This window comes from Streptomyces sp. NPDC046349 (assembly GCF_055587885.1).
Genome location: NZ_JBVJFK010000003.1, coordinates 573,904 through 598,969, shown reverse-complemented (window position 1 = coordinate 598,969; position 25,066 = coordinate 573,904). Strand labels below are relative to the sequence as shown.

General features: G+C 73.7%; 23 protein-coding genes. 8 read left to right on the top strand and 15 right to left on the bottom strand.

What is annotated here, in order from left to right; genetic code table 11:
- Positions 1–41: 41 nt before the first annotated feature.
- Positions 42–2,204: a SpoIIE family protein phosphatase gene (locus tag ACZ6JS_RS09810; RefSeq protein ID WP_469297113.1), complete on the top strand. Its 2,163-nt coding sequence runs from the start codon at positions 42–44 to the stop codon at positions 2,202–2,204.
- A 52-nt stretch (positions 2,205–2,256) separates the two neighbouring features.
- Here ACZ6JS_RS09810 and ACZ6JS_RS09805 read toward each other — a convergent pair whose 3' ends face one another.
- A complete protein-coding gene (locus tag ACZ6JS_RS09805) occupies positions 2,257–3,024 on the bottom strand; it encodes an NPP1 family protein (RefSeq protein ID WP_469297112.1) in 768 nt (255 codons plus the stop codon).
- Between the two features lie 613 nt (positions 3,025–3,637).
- Positions 3,638–4,528, bottom strand: a complete 891-nt coding sequence (locus ACZ6JS_RS09800) for an SDR family oxidoreductase (RefSeq protein ID WP_469297111.1) — start codon at positions 4,526–4,528, stop codon at positions 3,638–3,640.
- Positions 4,529–4,615: 87 nt separating this feature from the next.
- On the opposite strand from ACZ6JS_RS09800, the gene ACZ6JS_RS09795 reads away from it, so the two are divergent.
- On the top strand, positions 4,616–5,080 hold the full coding sequence (locus ACZ6JS_RS09795) for a MarR family winged helix-turn-helix transcriptional regulator (protein WP_469297110.1): 465 nt from the start codon (positions 4,616–4,618) through the stop codon (positions 5,078–5,080).
- Between the two features lie 322 nt (positions 5,081–5,402).
- On the opposite strand, the gene ACZ6JS_RS09790 is transcribed toward ACZ6JS_RS09795, so the two are convergent.
- The 11 genes from ACZ6JS_RS09790 to ACZ6JS_RS09740 form a co-directional block, all read right to left on the bottom strand.
- A complete protein-coding gene (locus ACZ6JS_RS09790; protein WP_469297109.1) occupies positions 5,403–6,815 on the bottom strand; it encodes a sensor histidine kinase in 1,413 nt (470 codons plus the stop codon).
- Positions 6,812–7,537 carry a response regulator transcription factor gene (locus ACZ6JS_RS09785; protein ID WP_469297108.1) on the bottom strand — a complete coding sequence of 242 codons (726 nt, stop codon included), beginning with the start codon at positions 7,535–7,537 and terminating at the stop codon, positions 6,812–6,814. The genes ACZ6JS_RS09790 and ACZ6JS_RS09785 overlap by 4 nt, the downstream gene beginning before the upstream one ends.
- A gap of 31 nt (positions 7,538–7,568) precedes the next feature.
- Positions 7,569–8,129: an HPP family protein gene (locus ACZ6JS_RS09780; RefSeq protein ID WP_469297107.1), complete on the bottom strand. Its 561-nt coding sequence runs from the start codon at positions 8,127–8,129 to the stop codon at positions 7,569–7,571.
- 152 nt (positions 8,130–8,281) lie between these two features.
- Positions 8,282–8,851, bottom strand: coding sequence for a hypothetical protein (locus ACZ6JS_RS09775; protein ID WP_469297106.1), 570 nt, complete (start codon positions 8,849–8,851; stop codon positions 8,282–8,284).
- Positions 8,852–8,960: 109 nt separating this feature from the next.
- Positions 8,961–9,743: a cytochrome c biogenesis CcdA family protein gene (locus ACZ6JS_RS09770; protein WP_469297105.1), complete on the bottom strand. Its 783-nt coding sequence runs from the start codon at positions 9,741–9,743 to the stop codon at positions 8,961–8,963.
- Complete coding sequence (locus ACZ6JS_RS09765; RefSeq protein WP_469297104.1) at positions 9,740–10,354, bottom strand: TlpA family protein disulfide reductase; 615 nt, start codon at positions 10,352–10,354, stop codon at positions 9,740–9,742. The genes ACZ6JS_RS09770 and ACZ6JS_RS09765 overlap by 4 nt, the downstream gene beginning before the upstream one ends.
- Complete coding sequence (locus ACZ6JS_RS09760) at positions 10,351–11,118, bottom strand: thioredoxin family protein (RefSeq protein WP_469297103.1); 768 nt, start codon at positions 11,116–11,118, stop codon at positions 10,351–10,353. The genes ACZ6JS_RS09765 and ACZ6JS_RS09760 overlap by 4 nt, the downstream gene beginning before the upstream one ends.
- 303 nt (positions 11,119–11,421) lie before the next feature.
- Positions 11,422–11,979: a hypothetical protein gene (locus ACZ6JS_RS09755; protein ID WP_469297102.1), complete on the bottom strand. Its 558-nt coding sequence runs from the start codon at positions 11,977–11,979 to the stop codon at positions 11,422–11,424.
- Between the two features lie 205 nt (positions 11,980–12,184).
- Complete coding sequence (locus ACZ6JS_RS09750; RefSeq protein WP_469297101.1) at positions 12,185–13,039, bottom strand: CAP domain-containing protein; 855 nt, start codon at positions 13,037–13,039, stop codon at positions 12,185–12,187.
- 573 nt (positions 13,040–13,612) lie between these two features.
- Positions 13,613–14,044, bottom strand: coding sequence for a VOC family protein (locus tag ACZ6JS_RS09745; protein ID WP_469297100.1), 432 nt, complete (start codon positions 14,042–14,044; stop codon positions 13,613–13,615).
- Between the two features lie 554 nt (positions 14,045–14,598).
- On the bottom strand, positions 14,599–15,624 hold the full coding sequence (locus ACZ6JS_RS09740) for an FUSC family protein (RefSeq protein WP_469297099.1): 1,026 nt from the start codon (positions 15,622–15,624) through the stop codon (positions 14,599–14,601).
- Between the two features lie 69 nt (positions 15,625–15,693).
- On the opposite strand from ACZ6JS_RS09740, the gene ACZ6JS_RS09735 reads away from it, so the two are divergent.
- On the top strand, positions 15,694–16,233 hold the full coding sequence (locus ACZ6JS_RS09735; RefSeq protein ID WP_469297098.1) for a DM13 domain-containing protein: 540 nt from the start codon (positions 15,694–15,696) through the stop codon (positions 16,231–16,233).
- 92 nt (positions 16,234–16,325) lie between these two features.
- On the opposite strand, the gene ACZ6JS_RS09730 is transcribed toward ACZ6JS_RS09735, so the two are convergent.
- On the bottom strand, positions 16,326–17,741 hold the full coding sequence (locus tag ACZ6JS_RS09730; protein WP_469297097.1) for an FAD-dependent monooxygenase: 1,416 nt from the start codon (positions 17,739–17,741) through the stop codon (positions 16,326–16,328).
- 46 nt (positions 17,742–17,787) lie between these two features.
- Between ACZ6JS_RS09730 and ACZ6JS_RS09725 the strand changes: the two genes are divergently transcribed.
- The 5 genes from ACZ6JS_RS09725 to ACZ6JS_RS09705 all read left to right on the top strand — a co-directional run bounded on the left by ACZ6JS_RS09725 (position 17,788) and on the right by ACZ6JS_RS09705 (position 23,236).
- Positions 17,788–18,372, top strand: coding sequence for a TetR/AcrR family transcriptional regulator C-terminal domain-containing protein (locus tag ACZ6JS_RS09725; protein ID WP_469297096.1), 585 nt, complete (start codon positions 17,788–17,790; stop codon positions 18,370–18,372).
- Between the two features lie 165 nt (positions 18,373–18,537).
- On the top strand, positions 18,538–19,182 hold the full coding sequence (locus tag ACZ6JS_RS09720) for a dihydrofolate reductase family protein (RefSeq protein WP_469297095.1): 645 nt from the start codon (positions 18,538–18,540) through the stop codon (positions 19,180–19,182).
- Between the two features lie 147 nt (positions 19,183–19,329).
- On the top strand, positions 19,330–20,685 hold the full coding sequence (gene gdhA / locus ACZ6JS_RS09715) for an NADP-specific glutamate dehydrogenase (protein ID WP_469297094.1): 1,356 nt from the start codon (positions 19,330–19,332) through the stop codon (positions 20,683–20,685).
- Positions 20,686–21,143: 458 nt separating this feature from the next.
- Positions 21,144–22,343: a S8 family peptidase gene (locus tag ACZ6JS_RS09710; RefSeq protein WP_469297093.1), complete on the top strand. Its 1,200-nt coding sequence runs from the start codon at positions 21,144–21,146 to the stop codon at positions 22,341–22,343.
- A 110-nt stretch (positions 22,344–22,453) separates the two neighbouring features.
- On the top strand, positions 22,454–23,236 hold the full coding sequence (locus ACZ6JS_RS09705) for a lysostaphin resistance A-like protein (RefSeq protein WP_469297092.1): 783 nt from the start codon (positions 22,454–22,456) through the stop codon (positions 23,234–23,236).
- Positions 23,237–23,253: 17 nt separating this feature from the next.
- Here the strand turns inward: ACZ6JS_RS09705 and ACZ6JS_RS09700 are convergent, their stop codons facing one another.
- Positions 23,254–25,062, bottom strand: coding sequence for an alpha/beta hydrolase (locus ACZ6JS_RS09700; RefSeq protein ID WP_469297091.1), 1,809 nt, complete (start codon positions 25,060–25,062; stop codon positions 23,254–23,256).
- Positions 25,063–25,066: the final 4 nt, after the last annotated feature.

The following is a 25,066-nucleotide window of genomic DNA, read 5'->3' as shown; positions in this document are numbered from 1 at the left end:
GGCGGCGGCCGGCGGTCGCGGGCTGTGACGGGAGGTGGGTCGTGAGCGGCGGCGGCGAGGGCCCTGCGGACGCGCATGCGGACACCGGCGCGGGCGCCGACGAGGGCGCGGGTGCGGGCCGGGCCCGCGCCCGGCTGCTGGACGAGGCCCTGACCGAGACGATCCGCCGGACCGGGGCGTCCGGCGGCGGCTTCCACCTCTGGGACGGTGCGGAGCACGCCCTCCTGGTGCTGGTCGTGCTGTGCGGCGTGCCCGCCGAGGTGGCCCGGCCGTGGCACCGGATTCCCGCGACCGCCTCAACCCCGGTGAGTGACGCCGTACGCCAGGACCGGCTGGTCTGGATCGGTTCGCAGGAGGACCTGGCCCACCACTACCCGCATGCCGCAGTCAGCCTGCCCTACGAGTTCTGCCTGGCCGCGGCACCCCTGACGGGCCGGCGGGACTCCCACGGTGCCCTGTTCCTGCTCTGGCCCGCCGGCCACGGCCGTACGGCGAGCGTGCGCGAACAGCACCACATCAGCTCGGCCGCCCGCGGCGTCGCCCGGATGCTGGACCGGGCCGACGGGGTACCGGTGGTACCCGACGTGCCCCGCGTCATCCCGGCCGCGCCACCCCGCGCGTACGGCGGCCGGCCCTCGCAGGCCGCCGCCGACTGGGCCGAGCGCCTGCCCGAGGGAGCCCTGGCCCTGGACCTGGAGGGCCGGATCACCTTCGTGGACGGCACCGCCGAGGCCCTGCTGGGCCGTGCGTCCGGCCAGCTGCTGGGCACCTGGCCCTGGCAGTCCCTGCCCTGGCTCGACGCACCCCTGGTCGAGGACCGGTACCGCGCCGCGATCCTCAGCCGCGAGCCGGTGGAGTTCACCGCGCTGCGCCCGCCGGACATCCCGTTGGGCTTCCAGCTCTATCCGGACTCCAGCGGCATCAGCGTCCGCGTGACCCGCCCCGCACGAGACACGGAGGGGGTCCCGTCCGGGCCGCCCGCGGGCGCCGCCGTCGCGCAGACCGGCCGCGTGCACCAGTTGTTGCACCTCGCGGCCGCCATGACGGAGACCGTTACGGTCCGTGACGTCGTCGAGCTGGTCGCCCACCAGGTCCTGCCCGCGTTCGGAGCCGACGCCCTCGTCCTGTCCGCAGCCGATGCGGGCCGCCTCAAGATCACCGGTTACCACGGATACGATCCGGCGACCATCGAGCGGCTCGACGGCCTGCCCCTGGACACCGGGCTCACGCCGGCGGGGCAGGTACTGGCCGACGGGGTCCCCGCCTTCTTCAGCGACCGCGACGCGATGGCCCGCGCGCATCCCGACGCACCGCAGATCAGCGGCAAACAGGCCTGGGCCTTCCTTCCGTTGGCCATCTCCGGCCGCCCGGTGGGCTGTTGCATCCTCTCCTACGACCGGCCGCACACCTTCACCGCCGACGAGCGCGCAGTCCTCACCTCCCTGGCCGGGCTGATCGCCCAGGCCCTGGACCGGGCCCGCCTGCACGACGCGGCGCACGATCTCGCCCGCGGCCTCCAACAGGTGCTCCTGCCGCACACCCTGCCCGCCGTGGCGGGCCTGGAGGCCGCCGCCCGCTACCTGCCCGCCGGCCACGGCATGGACATCGGAGGCGACTTCTACGACGTCATCGCACTGGACGACACCACCGTCGCGGCCGTCATCGGCGACGTACAGGGGCACAACGTCGCCGCGGCAGCCCTCATGGGCCAGGTACGCACTGCCATCCGCGCCGCCGCGGGCGCACCGCCCGGTGCGGTCCTGGCCCGCACCGGTCGCCTCCTGGCGGGCCTGGACACCGAGCTGCTCGTCTCCTGCCTCTATGCCCACATCGACCTGACGAGCCGGTGCGCGACGCTGGCCGGCGCCGGGCACCCGCCACCGCTGGTGCACGCCCCCGGATCCCTGCCGCACCGAGTGGAGCTGGACCCCTGGCCGCTCCTCGGCATCAGCGCCGACACCCCGTGCCCCGTCACCCGCCTGGAGCTGGCGCCCCGGACCCTCCTCGCCTTCTACACCGACGGGCTGGTCGAGAAGCCCACCGCGCTCGGCGTCGACGCCGAGCGCGGCACCGACGACCTCGCCGCGGTCCTCGCCGACAACGACGGGGCGGACCTGGACGACCTCATGGAGGCCCTGCTGCGCGACACCGGTGCGGCTGCGGGCCACAGGGACGACATCGCGCTGCTCCTCCTGCGCCTGTGACGGCGCAGGAGCAGCGGCGCGAGGCGCCCGGGGGAGCCCCGGCGGCCGCCGGCTACAGGTACGGGTCGAAGGGGATGCCCGCCGGCTTCGCCTCCGCCAGGTGGGACGTGAAGGAGCCGTCCTTCAGGCCGAAGTGCGCGCTGCCGAAGTCCGCCTGGCTGAGCCTGTCCCGGATCGTGGCCGGGTAACCCGACCAGCCGACGAGCGTGGGGTACTGCCAGGTGCCGCGGTGGTTCTCCGGCGGTTCGTCGTTGGTGTTCGCCGCACGGAAGCAGTGGGTGCCGATGCCGTCCTTGTGATAGACGATCTTGGGATGCGTGCCGTCCCAGCGGATCCGGTCGCGCGTGCGGATCTCGAAGTCGCCGTGCGCGGAGGTGGCCACGTACTTCGCCTCGTTGTCCTGGATCCACACCACCACGTGTTCCCAGTCGTGGCGGTGGCCGCCGAGGCTGATGCCGGGAATCGCCTGGTCCTTCTCGAAGTACAGCGCGTAGACCACGGCGCACCAGCCGTTGTTGCACTTCCAGCGCGAGTATCCGTTGGTGTTGGCGAGGTCCGAGGCGTCCCGGCAGTTGCCGTCGAGGGCTCCGGTGGGCTTGAGCCCGCTGTTCAGGACCCCGGTCGGGCCTATGGCGGGTGTCGGGTAGCAGCCGTCGGTGTCGTAATCGTAGGCGGGCTGGAAGGCCAGCTCGATCGCCTCGGCCTGGCCGGGCAGTGCGGGGGGCGGAGCCGCGAATGCCGCCTGGGGGACGCCTACGACGAGCGCGAGGGCGGCGCCGACGACGACGAGGGATCTCCGGACGTGACGGTTGCTCCGCACAACTGGCCTCCTGGCCGGACGGGTTCGGTGATGGCGGGCCGATGGCGGCCGGCGGCCGACCGACATGCCGGGAGCATCATTCGGGAACCGGGTCGCCGCGGCAAGGGTCGCGCAGCCTCTGCTTCAACCGAATGATGCTCGAACTGTCCGTCAGAACAGGAGAGTTGAGGAGATGTCAGACATGGTGACGCGGGCGCCGGGGGTGAGCCGGTGGTGAGGTGCTGGGCGGCGGCCGGCTCCCGCGCGCACGAAGGGTCCGCCCCCGGGAGCCGGGGGCGGACCGGAACCTCTGCCGGGCGCCGTCACACGGTCACAGGCCGACCGTGTTCATGAGGATGATGGCTGCGAGGTTCAGGAGGATGACGGTGATGACGATGCCGATCGTGATCCAGGCCTTGCGGGATTCGTCCATGGGCGCGGTCACCTCCCGACGGGGGCGCGCCGCGGCGCGGCGGTTCGGAGGCCGGACGGCGCCCCGTCCGGCCTCCTCCCATGCTGACCCCGCCGCGCGCGGAGCGCAGGTCGGCCGCCCCGGTCCCGGCCCGCCGACCCCCGGTCCCGGTTCCCGCCACCCCGGTCCCGGTCCGGGGCCTGCCGGGGCCGGCGGGCGCGGTCAGCCCACCCAGGTGCCCGTCATGCCGAGTACGGCCGAGCCGTCCCGGTCCGTCAGCTTGGTCGCCGTGAAGTCGCGGGCCCACTGAGAGGTCTGGATGCGGAAGGCGGGACGGTCGGCGGTGAGCGCCTCCATGACGGCCTCGGCCGCGCCGGCCGGGGTCTGGGCCGCATCCTGCGTGAACTGGCCGACCGTGCGCTCGATGTAGGCGCGCAGTGCGCCGGCGTACGGTCCGGCCGCGGCGATCCGGGCGTCGAGGTCCAGGCCGATGTTGTTGACGAACTCGGTGGCCACCGCGCCCGGTTCGATGAGGGACACGCTCACGCCGAGGGTGCTCGCGACGGGCGCCAGGCTCTCCATGTACCCCTCCACCGCGAACTTCGCGGCGCAGTAGGCCTCGTTGAACGGCTGGCCGATGACGCCGCCGACGCTCGTGACGGTGATCAGGCGGCCTCCGGCGGAGCGGAGGTGGGGGAACGCCGCCTTGGAGACGTTCAGCACGCCGAAGAAGTTGACCTCCATGACCCCGCGGACGTCGGCCACGGACTCCAGCTCCAGGGTGCCGAGGTGTCCGGCGCCGGCGTTGTTCACGACGGCGTCCAGCCGGCCGTAGTCGGCGAGCACGCCGTCGACTGCGGCGGTGACGGACTCCTCGTCGACGACGTCGAGGCGGCGGATGTCGACCTCGACGCCCGCGTCGGCGGCGGCCTTGCGCAGGGCGTCGGCCCGGCCGGTGTCGCGCAGCGTGGCCACCGTGCGCCATCCGGCGCGGGCTGCGGCGACGGCCGCGGCCAGCCCGATGCCGGAGGAGGTGCCGGTGATCAGGACGGTGCGGAGGGGGGCGTCGGCGTCGGCGGGGATCGCTGCGGGAGCGGCGGGGAGCGTGGGCATGAGGGACCTCTGGAGGATCGGATTTATGTGCGTGCACACACACTTTAAAGTCATGTGCGTGCACACGCAACCTCTAGACTGTCCGACATGCCGAAGAAGCTCACAGAAGCCGAGATGCCGGCGGCCGACTACGCCTTCTACGGGCTGGTCTGGGCCGGCACGACGATGACGGACCGCGTGGACAAGGCCCTCGTCAAGGCCCACGACCTGCCCGTGTCCTGGTTCGAGGTCATGCTGTGGCTGGCGTCCAGCCCCGAGCCGGTGCCGGCCTCCGTCCTCGGGAACAGCACCCTGCTCAGCCGCAGCCAGGTCTCCAGGGTCGTGGACGCCCTGCAGAGCCGGGGCCTGGTGACCCGTACGCCCTCGGCTCGCGACGCACGCTCCGTGGAGGTCTCGCTCACACCGGCCGGACGCGCCGTCTTCGACGCGGCCGACGCCACCCGGCGCGAAGCCCTGGCACCGGTCTTCACGGACCTGCTCGACGCGAAGGACCTGGAGGCCCTCGGGACGGTCTGGCGCAAGCTCAAGGCCGCCGCCAAGGCCCCTTCCTAGCCGCCTCCCCCGGGCGCGCGGCGGTCGTCCACCTCGCCGACGTCCACGTGCCGGCCACTGGCACCGGCTGTCCGACCGCGCGCACCCTGTCGACGCGCTGCGCGAAACCTCCGGGCCGCCCGACGACCCGGCCGCCACCGTCGCCGCTGTTCCGAGGAGCTGCTGACGGATCTGGAGCGCGTACTGGGGCCCGCTCACCCCGACGCGCTCGGCACGCGGGACGACATCGCCCACTGGCGGGGCCGGCGGCCGTGGAGGCTGATCACCAACCGGATCAGTCCGTGGTCCGCGACGGACGACGGCTATGCCGCCCAGCGGCCGCCTACCGGCCGCGCGCCCAGACCGGGCGGCGGCGCGAGGTACGGGGGCGGCGCAGCCTGCGGCCGGACGGGGCCGACGGGGCCAGGGCGAACGTCACGGTGATGTGCGCGCCGCCCAGCGGGCCGCGGGCGATGCGCATGGCGCCGCCCGTTGCGGTCGCCGCGCGCTGCGCGATGTCGAGACCCAGCCCGGTGGACCCGGTGCTGCCCCCGCGTGAGAGGGCCCGGTCCGGTTCGGGGATGCCGGGGCCGCCGTCCTCCACGACCAGCTCCACGGCCTGGGCCGTGCGCACGACCTGGACGGCGAACGGCGTCCCCGGCGCGGTGTGCCGGAAGATGTTGCCGATCAGCGCGTCCACCACGGCGGCGATGTCGTCGTCGGAGAGGCTCACGGCCGTCGGTTCCTGGGTCAGGTCGAGGGTGCACGACCGGTTCTGCTGTTCCGCCAGGACCGTCCAGAACGCGGTGCGGCGGCGCACGACGTCGGCCGCCTCGGAGCGCGGACCGGAGGCCCCCGAACCGGCAGGGGCGTGGCCCGCGGCCGGTTCCGTACCGAGCAGGCCCTGGCCCATGGGGCCCACGGCGAGAGGGGTGCGCGCCGCGGCGATGATGGCCTGGAGTTCCGTCTCCAGCTCGCCGACCGCAGCCTCCACCCTGGCCGACTCCGGCGTGCCGGCCATCCGCTCCGACGCGAGGTGCAGGGCGGTGAGCGGGGTCCGCAGCCGGTGGGACAGGTCGGCGACGAGCTCGCGTTCGACGGCGAGCAGCTCGGTCATCCGGTGGGCCATCGCGTTGAAGGCGATGCCCGCGTCGCGCAGTTCCCTGGGGCCCATGGGGTCCACGCGGGTCTCCAGGTCGCCCCGGCCGAGCGCGTGGGACGCCAGCGCCAGCTGCTTCGAGGACCGGACGACCTTCGCGCCGAGGCGGTCGGCCACCAGGACGGAACCGCCGACCAGGCCCACCGCGAGGAACAGCATGACCGCCCACGACTCCTTGACGCCGCGGGTGAGTTCCGCCTCGGGGACGAAGTTCTCGATGACGGCGACCTGGTCGCCGGGGAGCACCACCGGCTGGAGGCAGATCCACCCGCCCGGGATCTCCTGGGAGATGGACTCGCGTCCCTGCTGGGCCCGTTCGAGCAGGGACGCCGGGGCCTTGGAGGTGCCGAGGGGCCCGGACCCCGGCAGGTGCACCACCAGGTGGTCTGCGGCGTCCAGGCTCGCCGCGGACTCGCGCAGCGCGTTCGGGTCCGTGGTCAGCGTCAGGACGGGAGCCAGGGCGGCGGCGCGCTGCTCGGCGGCGTTCACGCCCTGCTCCTTGACCAGCGACATCACCAGTGCGGCCAGCGGTATGAGGAAGGAGAGGGCGACCATGGAGGTCACGGCGAGGGCCACACCGGCCAGTGAGCGCCTCACCGCGGGGCCACCAGCTTGATGCCGACGCCGCGGACGGTCAGGAGGTAGCGCGGGGCCGCCGCGCGTTCGCCGAGCTTGCGCCGCAGGGACGACAGGTGCACGTCGACGGTCTGGTCGTCCACGTACGGCTCCCGCCAGACCTCCGTCAGCAGACGGCGCTTGGAGACGACCTGCCCCGAGTGGTGGGCGAGGAAGGCCAGCAGGTCGAACTCCCGGCGGGTGAGGCGCAGCTCCCGCCCGGCCAGGTACGCGGTGCGCGCACCCGGGTCCACCGCCAGCTCGCCCACGACGGTGGCCCGCAGCGGTTCGGCCGCCGCCGCGACGGACGCGCCCGCGGCGGCGGCGCCCGCGGGCGGGACGTGGCTGGTGCGCCGCAGGACGGCGGACAGGCGCGCGACGAGCTGCCCGCCCGAGAAGGGCTTGACCAGGTAGTCGTCGGCGCCCGCATTGAGGATCTTGATGATCTCCGCCTCGTCGTCACGGGCGGTGGCCACCACTACGGGCACGGAGGATATGCCCCGGATCATGCGCAGCGCGTCCCCTCCGTCCAGATCCGGCAGCCCCAGGTCGAGGACCACGGCGTCGACCGGCGTCTGGGTGACCTCGCGCAAAGCGCCGAACCCGTCGGCGGCGCTGCGGACGGCATACCCGTGTTCCGACAGGACCTCGATCAGCGACTGGCGGATGCTGGGGTCGTCTTCCACGACCAGGACGCTCGGCATGCGGACACCTTAGGGGTCGGCGCGCCGGGGCTCACCACCAGTACTGCGGGTAGCGGGTTCCGGTGCGGCGGGCGCGCGAGAGGGCGCAGCCCGCGAGGACGATGAGCAGTGCCGCCCCGGCCAGCAGGGGTACGAAGCTGCGCGGGTCCGGCGTCCGCAGGACGATGACGACGGCGGTCGCGCAGGCCGGGGAGTGCGGGGTCCGGGCCAGGGTCATCACGGCGAGGGCGAGCCCCGCCGCGACGGCGGCCACCCAGGGCGAACTCCCGAAGGCGGCGAGTCCCGCGTAGCCGACGGCCGCGCAGAGCAGGTGGCCTGCGATCACGCTGCGGGGCTGGGCCAGCGGCAGACCGGGCACGCTGTGCACGATCGCCGCGGACGCGGCCAGCGGAGGTATCAGGACGGGTTCGTGGATGGCGGCACCGATGGCCACCAGGATCAGCATGACGGCGGTGGCACCGCTGACGCTGTGCAGGACGGTGCCCGGCGCCGGTGCGGGGGCGCGTCCCACGAGGCGCGGCAGTATCCGGCCGCGCGGGGTCGCTGACGGGCGCGGCCGCGCCTGTTCGGGGGCGATCTGGTCGGTGCTCAAGGGGGATGGCGTTTTCGGGGCAGGGCCGGCGGGGATGCGTCCGTCCGGCGGTGATCGGCAGGGCAGGCGGGGTGCGGCCGCGAACCTCAAGGATCATACGAAGCCGCCCGAACCGGGCACCCGCCGGGTCCGCTCCCCGCCGCGGAGTGCCGTCAGGGAGCCTCGAACGTCGGCCCGTCACCGGTCACGCGCAGCCGTACGGGGCGGTCGGACACCGGGATGGTGCAGCCGTCCCGCGTGCTGCAGCTCGCGTAGCCGACCAGTACCGTCGCGTCCCCGTTCCCGTCGGCGCGGACGGGCAGCGTCGTGGTGACCGGGCCGTCCGGGTAGACGGGGACCCGGGCGTCGACACCGGGCACGCTGATCGACCGTACGTCCGCGGCCGCCTTCAGGCCCCCCTTGGCCCTGAGGGCGCCGGAGACCGCCACGGCGGTCGGTCGGCCGACCCCCTCGATGCCGGAGGCCGGCAGCTCGGTGCTGTAAAGGTGGAAGCCCTTCTTCTCCGGCGTGAAGACCGCGGTGAGGGTGCCCTCCGAGGCCTTCCAGTCGGAGACGGACAGCGTGACGGTGACTCCGTTCTCGGAGAAGCGCGTCGTGGGGGCGGCGCCGCCGGCGGTGTCCGCGGCGTGCTGCCCGCCGCAGGCCGACAGCGCGGCCGAGGAGAGGAGGACGGCCGCGACGCGGACCGTGCGGGAGCGCATCACCTGCGTGGAAACGTTCATCTGTGCCTCTGCGTTGCGTGTCGCGTCGACGTGCGCGCGTGAGCGCGCCACGTGATGCGGATCGGGTCGATCGTCGGGTCGGTTCGGGTCGGGTCGGTTCGGGGCGGTCCTAGAGGGCCGTGGTGAAGTTCGCGCTCCACAACTGCATGCTGTACACGATGTCGTTCCACACCCCGGTGGCCAGCAGCCCGCCGACCAGGACGAGCATCCCGCCACCGGTCCGCAGGACCCACGGGTAGTGGCGCTTGACCAGCCCGAAGGCGCCCAGCGCCCGGCGGAAGGCCAGCGCGGCCAGGACGAACGGCAACCCCAGCCCCAGACAGTAGGCGGCCATCAGCAGGGCCCCTCGGACCGCGCTCGCCTCGGTCCAGGCGAGCGCCTGCACGGCGGCCAGCGTCGGCCCGATGCACGGGGTCCAGCCGACCGCGAACACCGCCCCGAGGGCCGGGGCTCCCGCGAGCCCCAGCGCCGGACGCCGGTGGCTGCGGAACTCCCGCTGGGTGAAGCCCGGCAGGAATCCCATGAAGGACAGGCCCATGAGCACGGTGAGGACACCGAGCACCTGGGTGATCGCCTCCTGGTGCGCCAGCAGGCTCCTGCCGACATGGCCGAACAGGGCCCCGCCGGAGACGAGGACCGCGGTGAACCCCAGGACGAACAGCAGCGCGCCGGTCGCCATCCGGCTGCGGCGCCCGCCGCGCGCCTGCGCCAGGTCGGCGACCGACAGGCTGGTCACGTAACTGAGGTAGCCCGGTACGAGGGGCAGCACGCACGGCGAGAGGAAGGAGACGAGCCCCGCGACGAACGCCACGGGGGCCGCGATCGCGAGGGTCCCGTTGACGAGGGAAGGGGCGTCCGCGACGGCGAGCGTCCAGTGCGCGCCGGCCGTCACGACTCCTCCTCCAGCACGCGGGCGAGCAGGGGCCGCAGCTGCTCGTCGGTGACGGCGCCCCCGATGGCGGCGGCGACGCGCCCGCGGCGGTCTATCACGAGGGTCGAGGGGATGGCCTGCGGGTTGACCAAGGAGGGCGGGAACCGGAGCAGGAGTTCGCCGTCGGGGTCGTGGAGGCTGGGGAACGTCATGTCGTGGGCGCGTACGAAGGACCGCGCGGCGGCCCGGTCGCGGTCCCGGGTGTTGATCCCGAGGAACCGGACCCCGTCGCCCCGCGTCTGCCGGCTGAGCCGCTCCAGGTCGTCCGCCTCCGCACGGCAGGGGCCGCACCAGGACCCCCAGGCGTTCAGGACGACGACCTGGCCCCGGAAGTCGTCGAGCGCGACCTGCTTCCCGTCCAGGTCGGCGCCGGCCAGGGCGGGCGCGTCCTGCCGGGTGCCGGGGTCCATGACCGTCGCCCCCACCGCGGCGCCGATCGCGTTCGCCCGTCCGGTCCGCGCCCCCGCATCGGCGCCGTCGTCCGTCCAGTGGCCTGCGACGGCCAGCACGGCCGCCACCGCGAGGCCGGTGGCGGCCGGGACGAGGAGGGACGCCCGCACCGGTCTTCTCATGACGCCCACTTGCGCAGGAAGGCGTTGATGCCCTCCGAGGTCAGCGACGGGTTGCCCGTGACGTGGGTGTCGGTGCGCACCGTGCCGGACGGCGAGACGACGACCAGGACGGGCATCGTGTAAGTGCCGCCCGAGGGGCTGTACTTGCGCAGGAGCGCGGAGTTGGCGGGGCTGTTGCCGCCGATGTCCACCTTGACCAGGTGGTACGAGGCCCCGAGGATCCCCGCGGTCTGCGGCTGTGCGAACACCTTGTCGGCGGCCTTGCAGTTGCCGCACCAGTTCGCGCCGAAGTCGAGCAGCACCATCCGCCCGTCGGCCTTGGCCGCCCGCAGCGCCGCGTCGATCTGCTTCTGCGCGTCGGCGGAGCTGTCGTAGCCGGGGCCGGGCACCTTGGCCGGCGCAGGCGCGGCGGACGTACGGGCCGGCTTGGCGGAGCCGGCGCCGGTCGAGGCGGAACCGGACTGGGCGCGCGAGGGGGTCGGCGAGGAGGAGGACGGGGCCGAGGCGGACGCGGACGGCGAGGCCGACCCGGTCGGGGACGCTTCGGCGGAGGCCGTCGCGGACTGCGACGCGGACGGGAAGGCCTGGGACCGCTGGTCGGCCGGGGCTGCGACAGCGGAGCCCGCGGGCTCGGAGGACGGGCCGCAAGCCGCGGTCAGGCCCGCCGCGACGACGGCCGCGGCGACCAGTGGCAGCCGCCCTCCCAGGCGCGCGGCGGAGCGGGGCGACGTCGTACGGCGGTCGGCGCGGACGGGTCGGAGCATGCGAGAACTCATGGCGAAGACACCCCAAGGCACGGTTCGGACTGCGGGATGGGCGGAGCGCCCCCCGGCTGGGTGAAACCGGCGGCCCGGAGATACGCAGGGGTGTCGTGCCCCGGCGCCGAGGGCCGCTCGGCTGACGCGAGCATAGGACTCCGCGGAGCCCGCGGAACCACCCCGGCGTGATCTTGAGCTTGCCCTAAGGAAGAGCTCACCTTCCGCTTCGACGGGAACCGTCCATGGTCAGACAGAAGCTGTTGATCCCCACCAAAGGGGCAAGGAGGGGCGAGGACGCCCGAGCGGGACTCAGAAGGACGATTCGCGGACGCTGGCCTTCGCACTCGGATCGATCGTCGCCGTGACGACCGACCGGTGGTCGGCGCTCGTGAACGTGACCGTGAGGGTGCTGTCCGAGGTCTGCGAGGTGGTGGTCTTGAAGCCCCGGCTGGGGACGGCGGAGATCAGACACACGCCGCGGCTTCCGTACCGCACCGTCACCTTCCCGCCCTGCGCGGGGACGGTGTACAGGCCCGCTCCGCCCTCCTCGCAGTCGACCTTCCTCGGCGCGGGGGTCCTGGGCGCGCCCGACGTGGCCTTGACGGGCGTGGGGGCGGCCGTCGTGGGGGAGGGGCTCTGCGATGCCGTGGGAGAGGGGCCGGCCGACGCGGTCGGGGACGGCGTGTCCGCGGGCGGGCTCCCCGCCTGCCAGGCGGGAGGCGTGTCGATGACCGTCGGGGCGGACCGTGCGACCGGCGGCGTATGCCGGGTCGAGCCGACCACGAACTGGACCGTCGCGAGCACGGCGGTCACGCTGGCGGCCGTGCACGACAGCCATATGAGCAGGTAGCGCGAAGTTCGGGGCACGGCCCCATAGTGTCCGACGCTCCGGCCGGTCTGTCACCGGCTCCCCCCGAAACGGCCCGGGCCCGTGCCCCGGGCCGGTGCCCCGGGCGGGTGGGCGAACGCCGACGTCCCCCCGCCCGCGTACGGGTGGGGGGACGTGGCTGTGGGGGGTGGTTCGAGGGGGCCGGGGGCGTTCGCCCCGTAGGCCCTTTTGTGCGCGGTTCGGCTACCTCGGCGCGCCGAAGTTCTGCGTCCACCACGGACCGCCGTCGCCCTTGTGGACGCCTATGCCGATCTCCTTGAAGGCGCAGTTGAGGATGTTGGCCCGGTGGCCGGAGCTGTTCATCCACGCCTTCATGACGGCCTCCGCGTCGGCCTGCCCGCGGGCTATGTTCTCGCCCAGGTTGGACCACTTGTAGCCCGCGGCCTCCACCCGGCTGGTCATGGTGGACCCGTCCGGACCGGTGTGCGACATCACGCCGGCGCGGGCCATGGTGTCGCTGTACGCCCGCGCCGCCGCGCTCAGCTTGGCGTTGGAGGTCAGGGCGCCGCACCCGGCGGCCGCCCGCTCCTTGTTGACCAGGGCGAGCACGGCGGACTCGGCGTCCCCGTTGACGGTGCCGCCGCCCCCGCCCGTGCTGCCCCCTCCGCCGCTGCCGCCCGTGCTGCCGCCCCCGCCGCTCGTGGTGGTGGCGGGCTTGCGCGGGGGCTTGGCGGCGGGGGAGGACTCCGACTTGGTCTCGGCGTCCTGCGTCGTGGCGGGGTCCGTGGGCGTGGCGGAAGCCGAGGCGGAGGCGGAGGCGTCGGGCGTCGCGGACGCGCTGGCACTCGCCGTGGCCGAGGCGTCGGTGGTGGGCGAGGCGGCGCCGGGGGTGGGAGTCGCCGTCGCCGTCCCCGAGGACGTGCCGGCGGCGTCGGTGCGCCGGTCGGTACGCGCGTCATCGCCGGAGTCGGCCACCGCGACCCCCACCGCCACCACCGCGGCGGCCGTGGTGACGGACAGCACGATGCGCGTGCGCACCGTCTTCTTCCGCCGGGCCTCGACGCGGGTCTGCGTTTCGGGAGTTCGGCTGCGGCTCATGCCGGTAACACCTCGCAAGAGAAGGGGAGGAGGGGAGTCCGCCTGAGCCTAGGCCGGTGACCAGCGAAAAAGTCCCCCAGGAGGGGTACTTCAAGTTCTCTTAAGGAAGCCCGCAGGGTCAACACAGGAACGAGTCGGGCAATCACCCCAACTCGGCCTGCTGAGAGGGAGGCCCGCCCGGCACCGGCGCAGCCTTCCCGACCCGACAGCCCACGCCCGGAGCCGCCGCCCGGCCCAAGAACGCACCCCGCGGCGGCCGTTGCGCGGCGCCCTCACCCGCTCCTGCTTCCCCGAGAGCTGTTCCACCACCGGCCCGCTCTCCTGGACGAGCACCTGTTCCGGGCCGGCCGCGGAGGAACGGCCGGCCGGGCCGGCCTCGCGGGAGGCCCGGTGGCCGGCGGCCCACCGCTGGGCGGGGGCGCGGCGAGGCCTGGAAGCGTTGACCGCCCGGCGAGGGCCCTCCGCTGGTCGGTGCAGACGTCGCACTCCCCGCCGAACCCGGAAGGCCCACCCGTTCAAGATCCCTCAGTCGAGACCAGCATCACCCGTCCACAACCTCCCTGGACAGAACACCTAGCCGCCGAAGTCGGGGAGGACGAGGGAGCCGTCCTCGGCCAGGGTGAAGCCGGGGTTGTGGGCGATCTCCCAGGCGTGGCCGTCGGGGTCGGTGAAGACGCCCGAGTAGAAGCCGATCGCGTTGACGGCGGCAGGCCGGGTGACGGTGCCGCCGGCCGCCGCGGCCGTCTCGAGGACGGCGTCCACCTCGGCGTCGCTGCGCACGTTGTGGGCCAGGGCGATGCCGCCGAAGCCGGCCTGCGGGGTGGCCGGAAGGCCGCAGTCCGCGGCCAGTTTCCGACCGTCCCACAGGACCAGGGCCAGGCCGCCCGCCTGATGGAAGACCGTCTCCTCGACCTCGGTGCCGTGCCAGCCGAGCGCCGTGTAGAAGCTCTTGGCGCGGGCGAGGTCCGCGACCCCCAGGGTGACCAGGCTGATGCGCTGTTCCATACCGCCACCGTAAGGCCCGGGCGGGGCCCCCGCTCACGCGGCGGGCCCGACCGGCCGGTCGTGTGTCGCGCGGTGGATGCCGCCGCCGACCGAAGCGGCGGTCGTGCCGATGGCGACCGCCGCCATGTCCCGCTCGGGGAAGCGCTCCTGAAGGAGCCGCGGGCCCGCTCGCGGCCGTGCGGTCGCCGAACCTCGGCATGATGGCGGCGTCGTTCGCGAGGCGGAAGTGGGCGTAGCCCGACACGACGTCCTCGCCGTCACCCGTGATCCCGGTCAGGTCGGGCTGGGGGCTGCGGCAGGTCGATGACCGCGAAGCGCCGCCCATGGACGGCCGGATCGAGGTCTCCGCCTGAACCATTGCGTCGCCGACGGCGGCGAGGCGGTCCCGGTGGCCGGGCTCCACCAGGACGAGGACGCCCTCGCCGTCATCGCCACCGCCTGCCCCGGCCGCCAGGTCGTCTGCCGACGGGCGCTCGCGATCGCGAGCGCCGGTGTCCCCGCCATGGCCGCCCCGCTCATGCTGCCGCGGTCGGTCCCGGCGGACCCCACCGCGGTCAGCGGCGGTTCGCGAGCTGGTCGCCGAGGGCCTCGTGCGTCAGGTGCAGGCCGGTCCGCAGGACCGCGTCGTGCCGGGTGGGGTGGGCCGAGCGGTGGGCGAGGTCGAGGCCCCGGGCCCGGTCCAGCTCGGCGGCGAACTCCCCGCCCCTCAGGGCCGCGTCCAGGGCCAGCGCGGTCGACCGGACCAGCGGGGCGATGTCGCGCAGTGCGGGATCGGGTGCGGACCCGGCGCAGGGGTCCGGGACCGGACCGCGGGCCCGCTCCCGGAGCTCCTGCGTGAAGCACTGGAGGGCCACGGCGCTCCGGGCCGCCAGCTCCAGCCGCCCGTCGAGCCCGGCGGGCGGCGTGCGGGCCCGCCGGCGGTGCGCGGCCCGGTCGAAGGCGGCCCGGCAGGCCTGCGGCCGCAGCCACAGCCGGGCCCCCTCGGGCAGCGGATCCGGAGCGGCGGGGGGTCCGCCGCGGGCGAGCCGGCCGGCCACCCCGTCGAGGAGGCGCCCGATCCCGGCCCGGTAGGCGTCGAGGCCTTCAGCGGCCGACCGGTAGGGGTCCGGCGGCCACAGCAGCGGTCCGAGCACCACCACCGCGGCGATGCCGACCAGGGTCTCCGCCAGGCGGGCCAGGGGATACCCGGGGAGGGCGGTGGCGTAGATCATCAGCGCGGTGATCAGGACCTGCTGGTTGGGGGACCCGGACCGCCCCAGCAGGTACATGCCGGCGCATCCGCACACGAGCACGGCGAGGAAGGACACGGACGAGGGCGGCAGCCGGCCCAGGAGGAGCGTGCTGAGCACCACGCCCGCGAAGACCCCCAGGAGGCGGTCCCGCGCCAGGCGCGGCGCCTCGTACACGTCCTCACGGAGGATCAGGACGGCGGGCAGGGCGGCGGGCACAGGCACGGTGCTCGTGCCCCACCACAGACAGAGGTACCAGGGCACCGCGGCGCAGATCACCAGCCGGGCTCCCGACCGCAGCCCTGCGCCGACCGACGGGACGCGTGGATCGAAGGTGACCGTACCGGGCATAACGGACATCGTAGGGTTCGCCGACCCGTGGCCGGCCGAACCGCGCGTCGAACGACCGAGGAGAGCGACGTGGGACGTGAGGGCGGGCGGCGCCGGCCGCTGCTGATCGCCGCGGCGGCCGTGGTGGCCGTCCTGGTGGGCGTGGGGCTGTACTGGTTCGAGCCGTGGAAGCTGTGGCAGGAGCAGACGGTGAGCGAGGCCGTGCCCGGTGTGGTCCCGAGCGTCCTGCCCTCGGACTCCGCGGGACCGCGCGCACCCCGGACGCTCGCGACGGGCAATCTCATCAGCCACGAGCACACGACCACCGGCAAGGTCCGGATCATCCAACTGCCGGACGGCTCACGCTTCCTGCGCCTGGAGGGGCTGGACACCAGCAACGGTCCGGACCTGAGGGTATGGCTGACCGACGCCCCGGTGAAGGAGGGCGTGGCGGGCCGGCGCGTCTTCGATGACGGCAGGCACGTCAGCCTCGGCGAGCTCAAGGGCAACAAGGGGGACCAGAACTACCCCGTCCCGGCGGACGTGAACCTGGCCGACTACACCAGCGTCAGCATTTGGTGCGACCGCTTCGACGTCTCCTTCGGCGCGGCCGCCCTCACCCCGGCCTGAGCCGGAGGCGGCGGGGCTCAGGCTCGTCGCGGCGGTGGTCACGACCTTCCGCTTCGCCTGACGGACGCGGAGCGCGGTCGCGCCCCGCCGGGTCACCCCCACCGCCCGGCGACGGCCGCACGGGGATCGGCTTCGGGACCGTCACCAGCCCATGCCACATGCCCGTCGGGACGGATCAGCGCGGCCGCCACCCCCGTCCAGTCCGCGTGCGGTACGGAGAGAGGCCCCCGGTGCCGCGTCACGCCCTCGGTCGGAGGGGCCCCGCCGGCCAGGTCCAGCAGGACGTGGCGGCCGGCCTCCAGGAGCGTGAACAGCCTGGTGCCGCCGAGCCGGAGGTCCGGGGCGCGGGTGCCGGCGAGCCGGTGGCCGCCCCCGGCCGGGTAGGCGACCGACAGCGCGGACACCCGCTCCGCGAGGGTGCGCGACAGCTCCGGCAGGTCGGCGATGAGCCCGCTCAGCAGGGCTCTCAGCGCCTGGCCTTCGGCGGAGTGGCCGGTCATGAGCGCGGTCTGCGCGCGGGTCGAGGCCAGCAGGTCGGCGCCGACCGGATGGCGTTCGTCGTGGTAGGTGTCGAGCAGGGCGTCGGGGGCTTCGCCCCTGACGACGGCGGCCAGTTTCCAGCCCAGGTTGGCGGCGTCCTGGACGCCGACATTGAGGCCCACGCCACCGGTCGGGAAGTGCATGTGCGCGGCGTCGCCGGCGAGCAGCACCCGGCCGCTGCGGTAGCGCTCGGCCTGCCGGGTGGTGTTGCCGAAGCGGGACAGCCAGCGCGGATCGCGCATGCCGTAGTCGCCGCCGCAGATCGCCACCACCTTGGCCCGCAGTGCGTCGAGGGTGAGGGCGCCGGGCCGGTCGGGGCGGGCGCCGTCGGGGTCCCCGCCGACGATCCGGTGCACGCCGTCCGGCAGCGGTACGACCATCAGACCGCCGGCCGGCCCGGAGACGCTGACCGGGCCCGGGGGCGGCGCGTCCAGGACGACGTCGCCGAGCCAGCCCCAGGTGGTGGCCTCGGTGCCCGGGAAGGCGATGCCGGCGGTGCGCCGTACGACACTGCGCGTGCCGTCGCAGCCGACCACGTACGTGGCCCGCACCGGGGGCCGCCCGGCGATCTCGACCGTCATGTCCGACGGTCCCCGGGTGAGGCCGGTGACGCGGTGGCCCCGCAGTATCCGGGCTCCCGCGGCGCGAGCGTGCTCCTCCAGCAGTGCCTCCGTGCGGGCCTGCGGCAGGGCCAGGGTGAAGGGGAACGGCGTGTCGAGCACGCCGAAGTCCATCCGGTCCTCCAGACCGCCGAAGTGGCCGTCCGGGACGCGCCGGCCCTCCGCCAGGAACCGGTCCACGACGCCGCGGCACGCCAGGAGCTCCAGGGTGCGGGGATGCACGGTGAGGGCCTTGGAGTGCGGATCCGGCTCCTGCCTGGCCTCCAGCACGGTCACTTCGGCCCCGCCCAGACGCAGTTCCGCCGCCAGCCACAGGCCGACGGGTCCGGCTCCGACGATGACGATCATCGACGATCCCTTCTCTTGGTCACTGACCAAGAAGTAGACTTGGTCAGTGACCAAAAAGCAAGACGGTGTGGTGAGGGCGGCGCTGGAGCTCCTGGACGAGCGCGGGGCGGAGGGCGTCTCGGTCCGAGGGGTCGCCGACCGGCTCGGGGTGCGGATGAACACCGTGCTCTGGCACGCCAAGTCCAAGGCCCGCCTGCTGGAGTTGATGGCCGACGCGATCGTCTCCGAGGTCTCTCCGGAGGGGCTGCCCGAGGACTGGCGTGAACGCGTCCACGAGCTGGCCCGGCGCTACCGGCGGGCGCTGCTGTCCCACCGCGACGGCGCGGTGATCGTGGCCGGCACCCACGTCGCGGAACCGGGCACGCTCCGGTTCGCGGACCGCATGGTCGAAGCACTGCTGGCCGGCGGATTCGGCGACAGGGAGGCCGCCTGGACCTGCTGGTCGATCGTCTACTTCGTACTGGGTCTGGTCCAGGAGGAGCAGACCGCGGACCAGGCCCAAGGCGAGGCTCTGGCCGCGGCCCTGGCACCCGGCGGATACCCCGCCCTGAGCCGTGTGGGCGCCCACCTGGCCGAAACCTCCTTCGACGAGCGGTTCGAGCACGGCATGGGACTCATGACCCGACGGTGACCGGCCGGGCCGGATTCCGCCCGCGACGTCCGCCGCACTGCCCGCCGCACCGTCCGCCGCGATGTCCGCCGTGATTTCCGCCGTGATGACCGTCGCGGCGATGAGTCCGCGGCCTCCCGCGGGTCTATCAATTGACGGAGGAGACCGACTCACCGGGAGCACGTCATGGGACTCGTCCACATCGAGCTGTTCGCGACCCTCGACCTCGTCGGGCAGGCGCCCGGCGGCCCCGACGAGGACCCGGTGGGGTTCCCGTTCGGCGGCTGGCAGGCGCCCCTGCTGGACGAGGTCGCCGAGGAGCAGGTCGGCGCCGCCTACGAGGGCACGGACGCCCTCCTGCTCGGCCGGCGGACCTACGACATCTTCGCCGCCTACTGGCCCCACCAGCAGGGCGGCGAGGACGACGGGATCGCCGCGCTCTTCAACCGCGTCCCCAAGTACGTGGCCTCGCGCGGCCGGCCCGACCTCTCGTGGGCCCGTTCCACGCAACTCGGCCCCGACCTCGTCGGCGCGGTGCGCGAGATCCGCGACCGCCACGAGCACGTGAAGGTCGTCGGCAGCCTCAACCTCGTGCAGAGCCTGCTGCGCGAGAAGCTCTTCGACCGCCTCGACCTCTGGGTGCACCCGATCGTGCTCGGGGTCGGCAAGAAGGTCTTCGACGGGGGAGAGGTGCCCACCAGCCTGACGCTCCTCGAACCCCCGGCCGCCGGTCCGAAGGGCACGGTGTACCTGCGCTACGGGCTCGCCGACGGAATCCCCGCGACGGGGGACATGAGCGCACCCGACCGCGGCCTCGGAAACGGCCGCTGACGCGCTTTTTTGTCCGCAGGACAGAAGCCTTGCCCGGAGAAGCGCCGTGCGCGGTAGCCTCCGCGAAGGAGCCGCTCCGGCGGAAGAACTCTTCCGAAAGCGCGTGTTCGCGGCGCGCTGCACGTCGAACCCGACGGAAGGACATACGTGAAGGACTCGAAGGACAGGCTGGAAGCACTGCGGGCAGAGATCGAGCGCCGCAACCCCGCACAGCCCGAGTTCCACCAGGCGGTACGGGAGGTCCTCGACACCCTGGCCCCCGTCTTCGCAGCCCGGCCCGAGTACGCCGACCCGGCCGTGGCCCTGGTGGAGCGGCTCACCGAGCCCGAGCGGCAGATCGTCTTCCGTGTCCCGTGGCAGGACGACCGGGGCCGTGTCCACGTCAACCGCGGCTACCGCGTGGAGTTCAACAGCGCGCTCGGCCCGTACAAGGGGGGCCTGCGCTTCCACCCCTCGGTGGACATCGGCGTGGTGAAGTTCCTCGGCTTCGAGCAGATCTTCAAGAACGCCCTGACCGGCCTCGGGATCGGCGGTGGCAAGGGCGGCAGCGACTTCGACCCGCGCGGCAGGTCGGACGCCGAGGTCATGAGGTTCTGCCAGTCCTTCATGACCGAGCTGCACCGGCACATCGGGGAGCACACCGACGTGCCCGCGGGTGACATCGGCGTCGGCAGCCGCGAGATCGGCTACCTCTTCGGCCAGTACCGGCGCATCACCAACCGCTGGGAGGCCGGCGTCCTGACCGGCAAGGGCCGGGGCTGGGGCGGCTCCGCCGTCCGGCCGCAGGCGACCGGCTACGGCAGCGTGCTGTTCGCCGCCGAGATGCTGGGGGCCCGGGGCGAATCGCTGGACGGGCTGACCGCGGTGGTCTCCGGATCCGGCAACGTCGCGCTGTACACCGTCGAGAAGCTCCAGCAGCTCGGCGCGAACCCGTTGACCTGCTCGGACTCCCAGGGCTACGTCGTCGACGACAAGGGCATCGACCTGGCACTGCTCAAGCAGGTCAAGGAGGTCGAGCGTGGGCGCGTGAGCGAGTACGCGGAGCGCCGCGGACCGTCGGCGCGGTTCGTGCCCGGCGGGCGGGTCTGGGAGGTGCCGGCGGACATCGCCTTCCCCTCCGCCACGCAGAACGAACTGGACGCGCAGGATGCCCGTACGCTCGTCGCGGGCGGGGTCAAGGCGGTCGCCGAGGGCGCCAACATGCCGACCACCCCCGAGGCCGTGCGGATCCTGCAGGAGGCCGGGGTCGCGTTCGGGCCCGGCAAGGCCGCCAACGCGGGCGGCGTCGCGGTCAGTGCCCTGGAGATGAGCCAGAACGCCGGCCGGGTTGCCTGGAGCGCGCAGCGCGTGGAGGACGAGCTCGCCGCCATCATGCGTTCGATCCACGCCGTCGCCCACGAGACCGCCGAGCGGTACGGAGCCCCGGGCGACTACGTCACCGGCGCGAACATCGCCGGCTTCGAGCGGGTCGCGGACGCGATGCTGGCCCAGGGCGTCATCTGATCGGACGGCACCGCCGCGCCGGTGCCCTGACGGAGCGGTCCGGGCCTCGCGCCCCGGACCGCTCCGGCGCGTCCGGGTGCGCCGGGGAGTCCGAGAACGTCCGGCCGGACGCCGGGCGCGCCCTGGGCGGCGTGCAGCCGACGGCCGCATCGAGGCCCGGGAGCCACGGGCTCGGCACGGCCCGCCCCTGGTCCGCCGAAGCGGCGCGTCGGCACCCGCCTCCCACCCTGAGGTCCTCGCGGGACGGAGCCCGGCCGTTCCGGCAAAGAACGTGCTTATTACACGCGGAAGTTCGTGAGAACGGGTGTGCGGCATGGAGGAGGTGTGGAGGGGCTATTGAGAAACCTTGTTGAACAAGTCCTTACCCCCGGTTCGCTCTTGATTTGCTCCTGTCAATCGGAACAGGGTTCTACAGAACGTTTGACGCCCCACACGTCAACACGAGGAGAACCCTCTACATGGCAACTCACAAGCGGTCCAAAGCCCTTCGCAACACGGCGATAGCCGCGGGAGCCGCAACAGCGGTCGCCGCGGGCCTGTTTGCGAGCCCCCTCGCGGGGGCGGCCACACCGGCCGAAGGCACTGTGCACGGCCTCGGCGCCCCGGGCGCCGTGGACGGCAGCTTCGTCGTCATCCTCGACGCATCCGCGAACAAGGAGGACTTGGCGAAGAAGTACGGCGGCAGGCTGGAGCGCTCCTACGGCTCCAAGGTCAACGGCTTCTCGGCCTCCGGTCTGACGGAGAAGGAGGCCAAACGGCTCGCCGCGGACCCGGCTGTCGGCACGGTCGTGCAGAACAAGCGCTTCACCATCAACGAGACCCAGGACAAGCCCCCGTCCTGGGGCCTGGACCGGATCGACCAGGCCGCCACGGCCGGCGACCAGAAGTACACCTACCCCGACGGGGGCGGTGAGGGCGTGACGGCCTACGTCATCGACACCGGCGTCCGCGTCACGCACAAGGACTTTGGCGGGAGGGCCACCAGCGGATTCGACGCGATCGACAACGACGAGAGCGCCGACGACGGCAACGGCCACGGAACGCACGTGGCCGGGACCATCGCCGGCACCGCGCACGGCGTGGCGAAGAAGGCCAAGATCGTCGCGGTACGGGTGCTGGACGACAACGGCTCCGGCACCACCGAGCAGGTCGTCGCGGGCATCGACTGGGTGACGCAGAACCACTCCGGTCCGTCCGTCGCCAACATGAGCCTCGGCGGCGGCGCGGACGAGGCGCTGGACGCGGCGGTCAAGCGGGCCGTCGACGCGGGTGTGAGCTTCGCGGTGGCGGCCGGCAACGAGTCCTCCGACGCCGGCCAGGGATCCCCCTCCCGGGTCCCCGAGGCCCTCACCGTCGCCTCCAGCACCGAGGACGACCAGCAGTCGGACTTCTCGAACTTCGGCTCGGTGGTGGACCTGTACGCGCCGGGCTCGGAGATCACGTCGGCCTGGAACGACAGTGACACCGGGGTCAAGACGATCTCCGGCACCTCCATGGCCTCCCCGCACGTGGCGGGGGCGGCCGCCCTGTACCTGGCGGCCCACCCGTCCGCGACGCCGGCCGACACGGCCGCAGCGCTGACCGGGGCCGCGACGAAGGGAGCCATCAAGAACCCGTCGTCCGGCACCGCGAACAAGCTGCTGAAGATCGCGCAGTAACGTTTCGGCAGAGTCGTCGGAGCGGCCCTCCGCACAGCGGAGGGCCGCTCCTCGGCGTGCACCCGCCGACGGCCGGGCGCCCCGACGAGGTCCCCGGTAGCGTGGGCTCCATGCCCTGCGGCGAATCCGACGACGCCGAGCGTCGCGAGGCACCGCGACCTGCGGCCCCGAGCGGCCCGCCGCGGTGCCGATGGGGCGGGCCCATCGGCACCGGGCCGGCCGTCGCACTCACCCTGGCGGTCCTGGTCGCGGCGAACCTGGCCGTGCACTACCGGAGCGGCCCCCTCGGCCTGGTCACGGCCGTCACGGCCGTCGCCCTGCTGCTCGGCGTGCTCCACTGGGCCGGCGGTACGACGGCGGACGCGGGTCTGGCCCCGGGCACACTGGCCCGCGGTGCCCGGTGGGCGCTGGCCCTGATCGGCCTTGTCGGCTTCGTATACCTGGCCGGAGCCCTGCTGCCCGAGACCAGGACCCTCTTCGAGGACCGGCGCCACGAGGGCATGGGAGCCGGCGAACTGATGGTGCGCGTCCTCGTGCTGGTCCCCGTCGGGACCGTCCTGCTGGAGGAGGTCGCCTTCCGAGGAGTGCTCTACGGCCTGCTGTGCCGGGCCCACGGGGCCGTCCGGGCGACGGCCGTGTCGAGCCTGCTGTTCGGCCTGTGGCACGTCCTCCCCTCACTGCACCTGGCGACCGCGAAACCCGCTCTGACCGCGGTGTTCGGCGACTCCGACACCGGTGCCGCCCTCGCGGTCGTGGCGGCCGTGCTGTTCACGGCCGCGGCGGGGGTCCTGTTCTGCGAACTGCGGCGCCGCAGCGGGAGCCTGCTGGCCCCGATGGGCCTGCACTGGGCGGTCAACGCGTTCGGATACGTGGCCGGGTTCCTGCTGTCCTGACCGGCCGGCGGCCGCGCTCAGCCCTGCGGCGGCCGGACGATGTCCCGCAGCCGGTCCAGATCCTGCGCCGTGAACCCCTCCGGGCGCATCACGGCGTTCCACCCGTCGACGTAGGCGGCCTTGTACGTGTGCCCGTGCCCGTCCGGCACCCCCGTCGAGAACGGCAGGTCCGCGGTCACCTGCCAGAAGGTCACGAAGGGCATCCAGACCATCTCCTCCAGCACGTCACCGCCGGGCGCCTCGCCGATCCAGTCGGGTTCGGACAGGGCCAGGGAGGGACTCCACCAGACGATCGGGTCGGAGGGGTGCATCAGATAGAGCACGCGGGTGCCGTCCCACGGGCGGTCGGCCGGAGCCATTCCGGCGGCCGGGTCGTCGGTGAAGCGGACCGTACGCCCCTCCTTGTAGACGGGCTCGATCTCGGGACTGCCCGCGTCACGGTGGTCGCTGAACTCCCGGAACAGGGTGTTGAAGTTGGGAGGGCCAGCGAACAGGGTGCCGGCGGTGCGGTTGCGCAGGTCGTACTCCCCGCTGAAGGCCGTCTCACCGCCGAAGGACCCCAGGCTCTCTCCCGCCACGAACAGCCGGGGCCGCTCGCCCTGGGGCAGCTTGGACCAGACGTCGTACACCGCGTCGAAGAGCTCGCGGCCGGCCTCGCGCGCCTTGGACTGGTCGACGAGGTACGAGAGCCAGGACGGCAGGTAGGAGTACTGCATCGCCACGGTGGCCGTGTCGCCGTTGCCGAGGTACTCGAACGAGTCCACGGCGGCGGGATCGACCCAGCCGCTGCCCGTGGTGGTCGTCACCAGCAGGTTCTCCCGTTCGAAGCCGCCCGCCCGCCGCAGGTCCGCGACGGCCCGCTCGGCCCGGGTCTCCGCGTCCTCGGCGGTCGACAGCCCGGCGTAGGACCGGACCGGTTCCTGCGCCGCGCGCTGCGTGAAGCCGCCGATCTCCCCGGCCGTCGGGCCGCTGCCGGTGAAGGCCCGGCCCTGCCGGCCCAGCGAGTCCCACGGCACGAGGGAGCCGGGACCGCCCGAGCGCAGCGCGGACGTCGGCTGCTGCACCCCTTCCGGCGTCTCGCTGTCGCGCACCGAGAACGCCTCGTTGGCCGCGTTCACGAAGCCGCCCAGCAGCACCCCGCTGACCACGGACCACGCCACACCCGCCACCAGGAGCCAGCCGACCACCCGCGCCGCCCGCGGCCCGATCCAGCGCCGGAGCAGCCGGGCGGCCCCGTGGTAGAGGTGCCGGAGCCCGCGCCCGGCCATCAGCAGCAGGTAGAAGACGACCAGAGCGACGAACGGCGACGCCACGGTGGCGAGCGCGCTGTAGTCGGTGACGCCCATGAGCCCGCGGATCCGGTGCTGCCAGTACTGCCCGAGCCCGAAGGCCAGGCCGAACAGCACGACGGCGCACACCAGCAGGACGAGCCACGACCGGCGGGAGGGGCTCCGCGCGTCCCGGTCGGCGAAAGCGCGCCACACGAAGGCGGCGACCAGCCCGAGCCCGTAGCCGATGGCCGCGCTGATGCCGCAGATCAGCCCCTGGAGCACGCCGCCCCGGGGGAGCAGCGACGGGGTGAAGGACAGGCAGGCGAGGACGAGCGCGCCCCAGCAACCGGGCAGCGTGACCCGCACCCGTCGCCGCTTCCCGGCACCACGGGCCTGTTCGGCCTGTCGGGTCCCTTCGGCCTGTTCGTCCTGCTCGTCCTGCGCGGCCCGCCCGGCCGCGCGCGTGCTGCCGTCCCCTGCCCCGTCCCCGGAGCCGGTCGGCGGCGGCCCGTCCGACGGGGACGAGGACGCGGACACCGGCGGATCACTGGTCATCGCT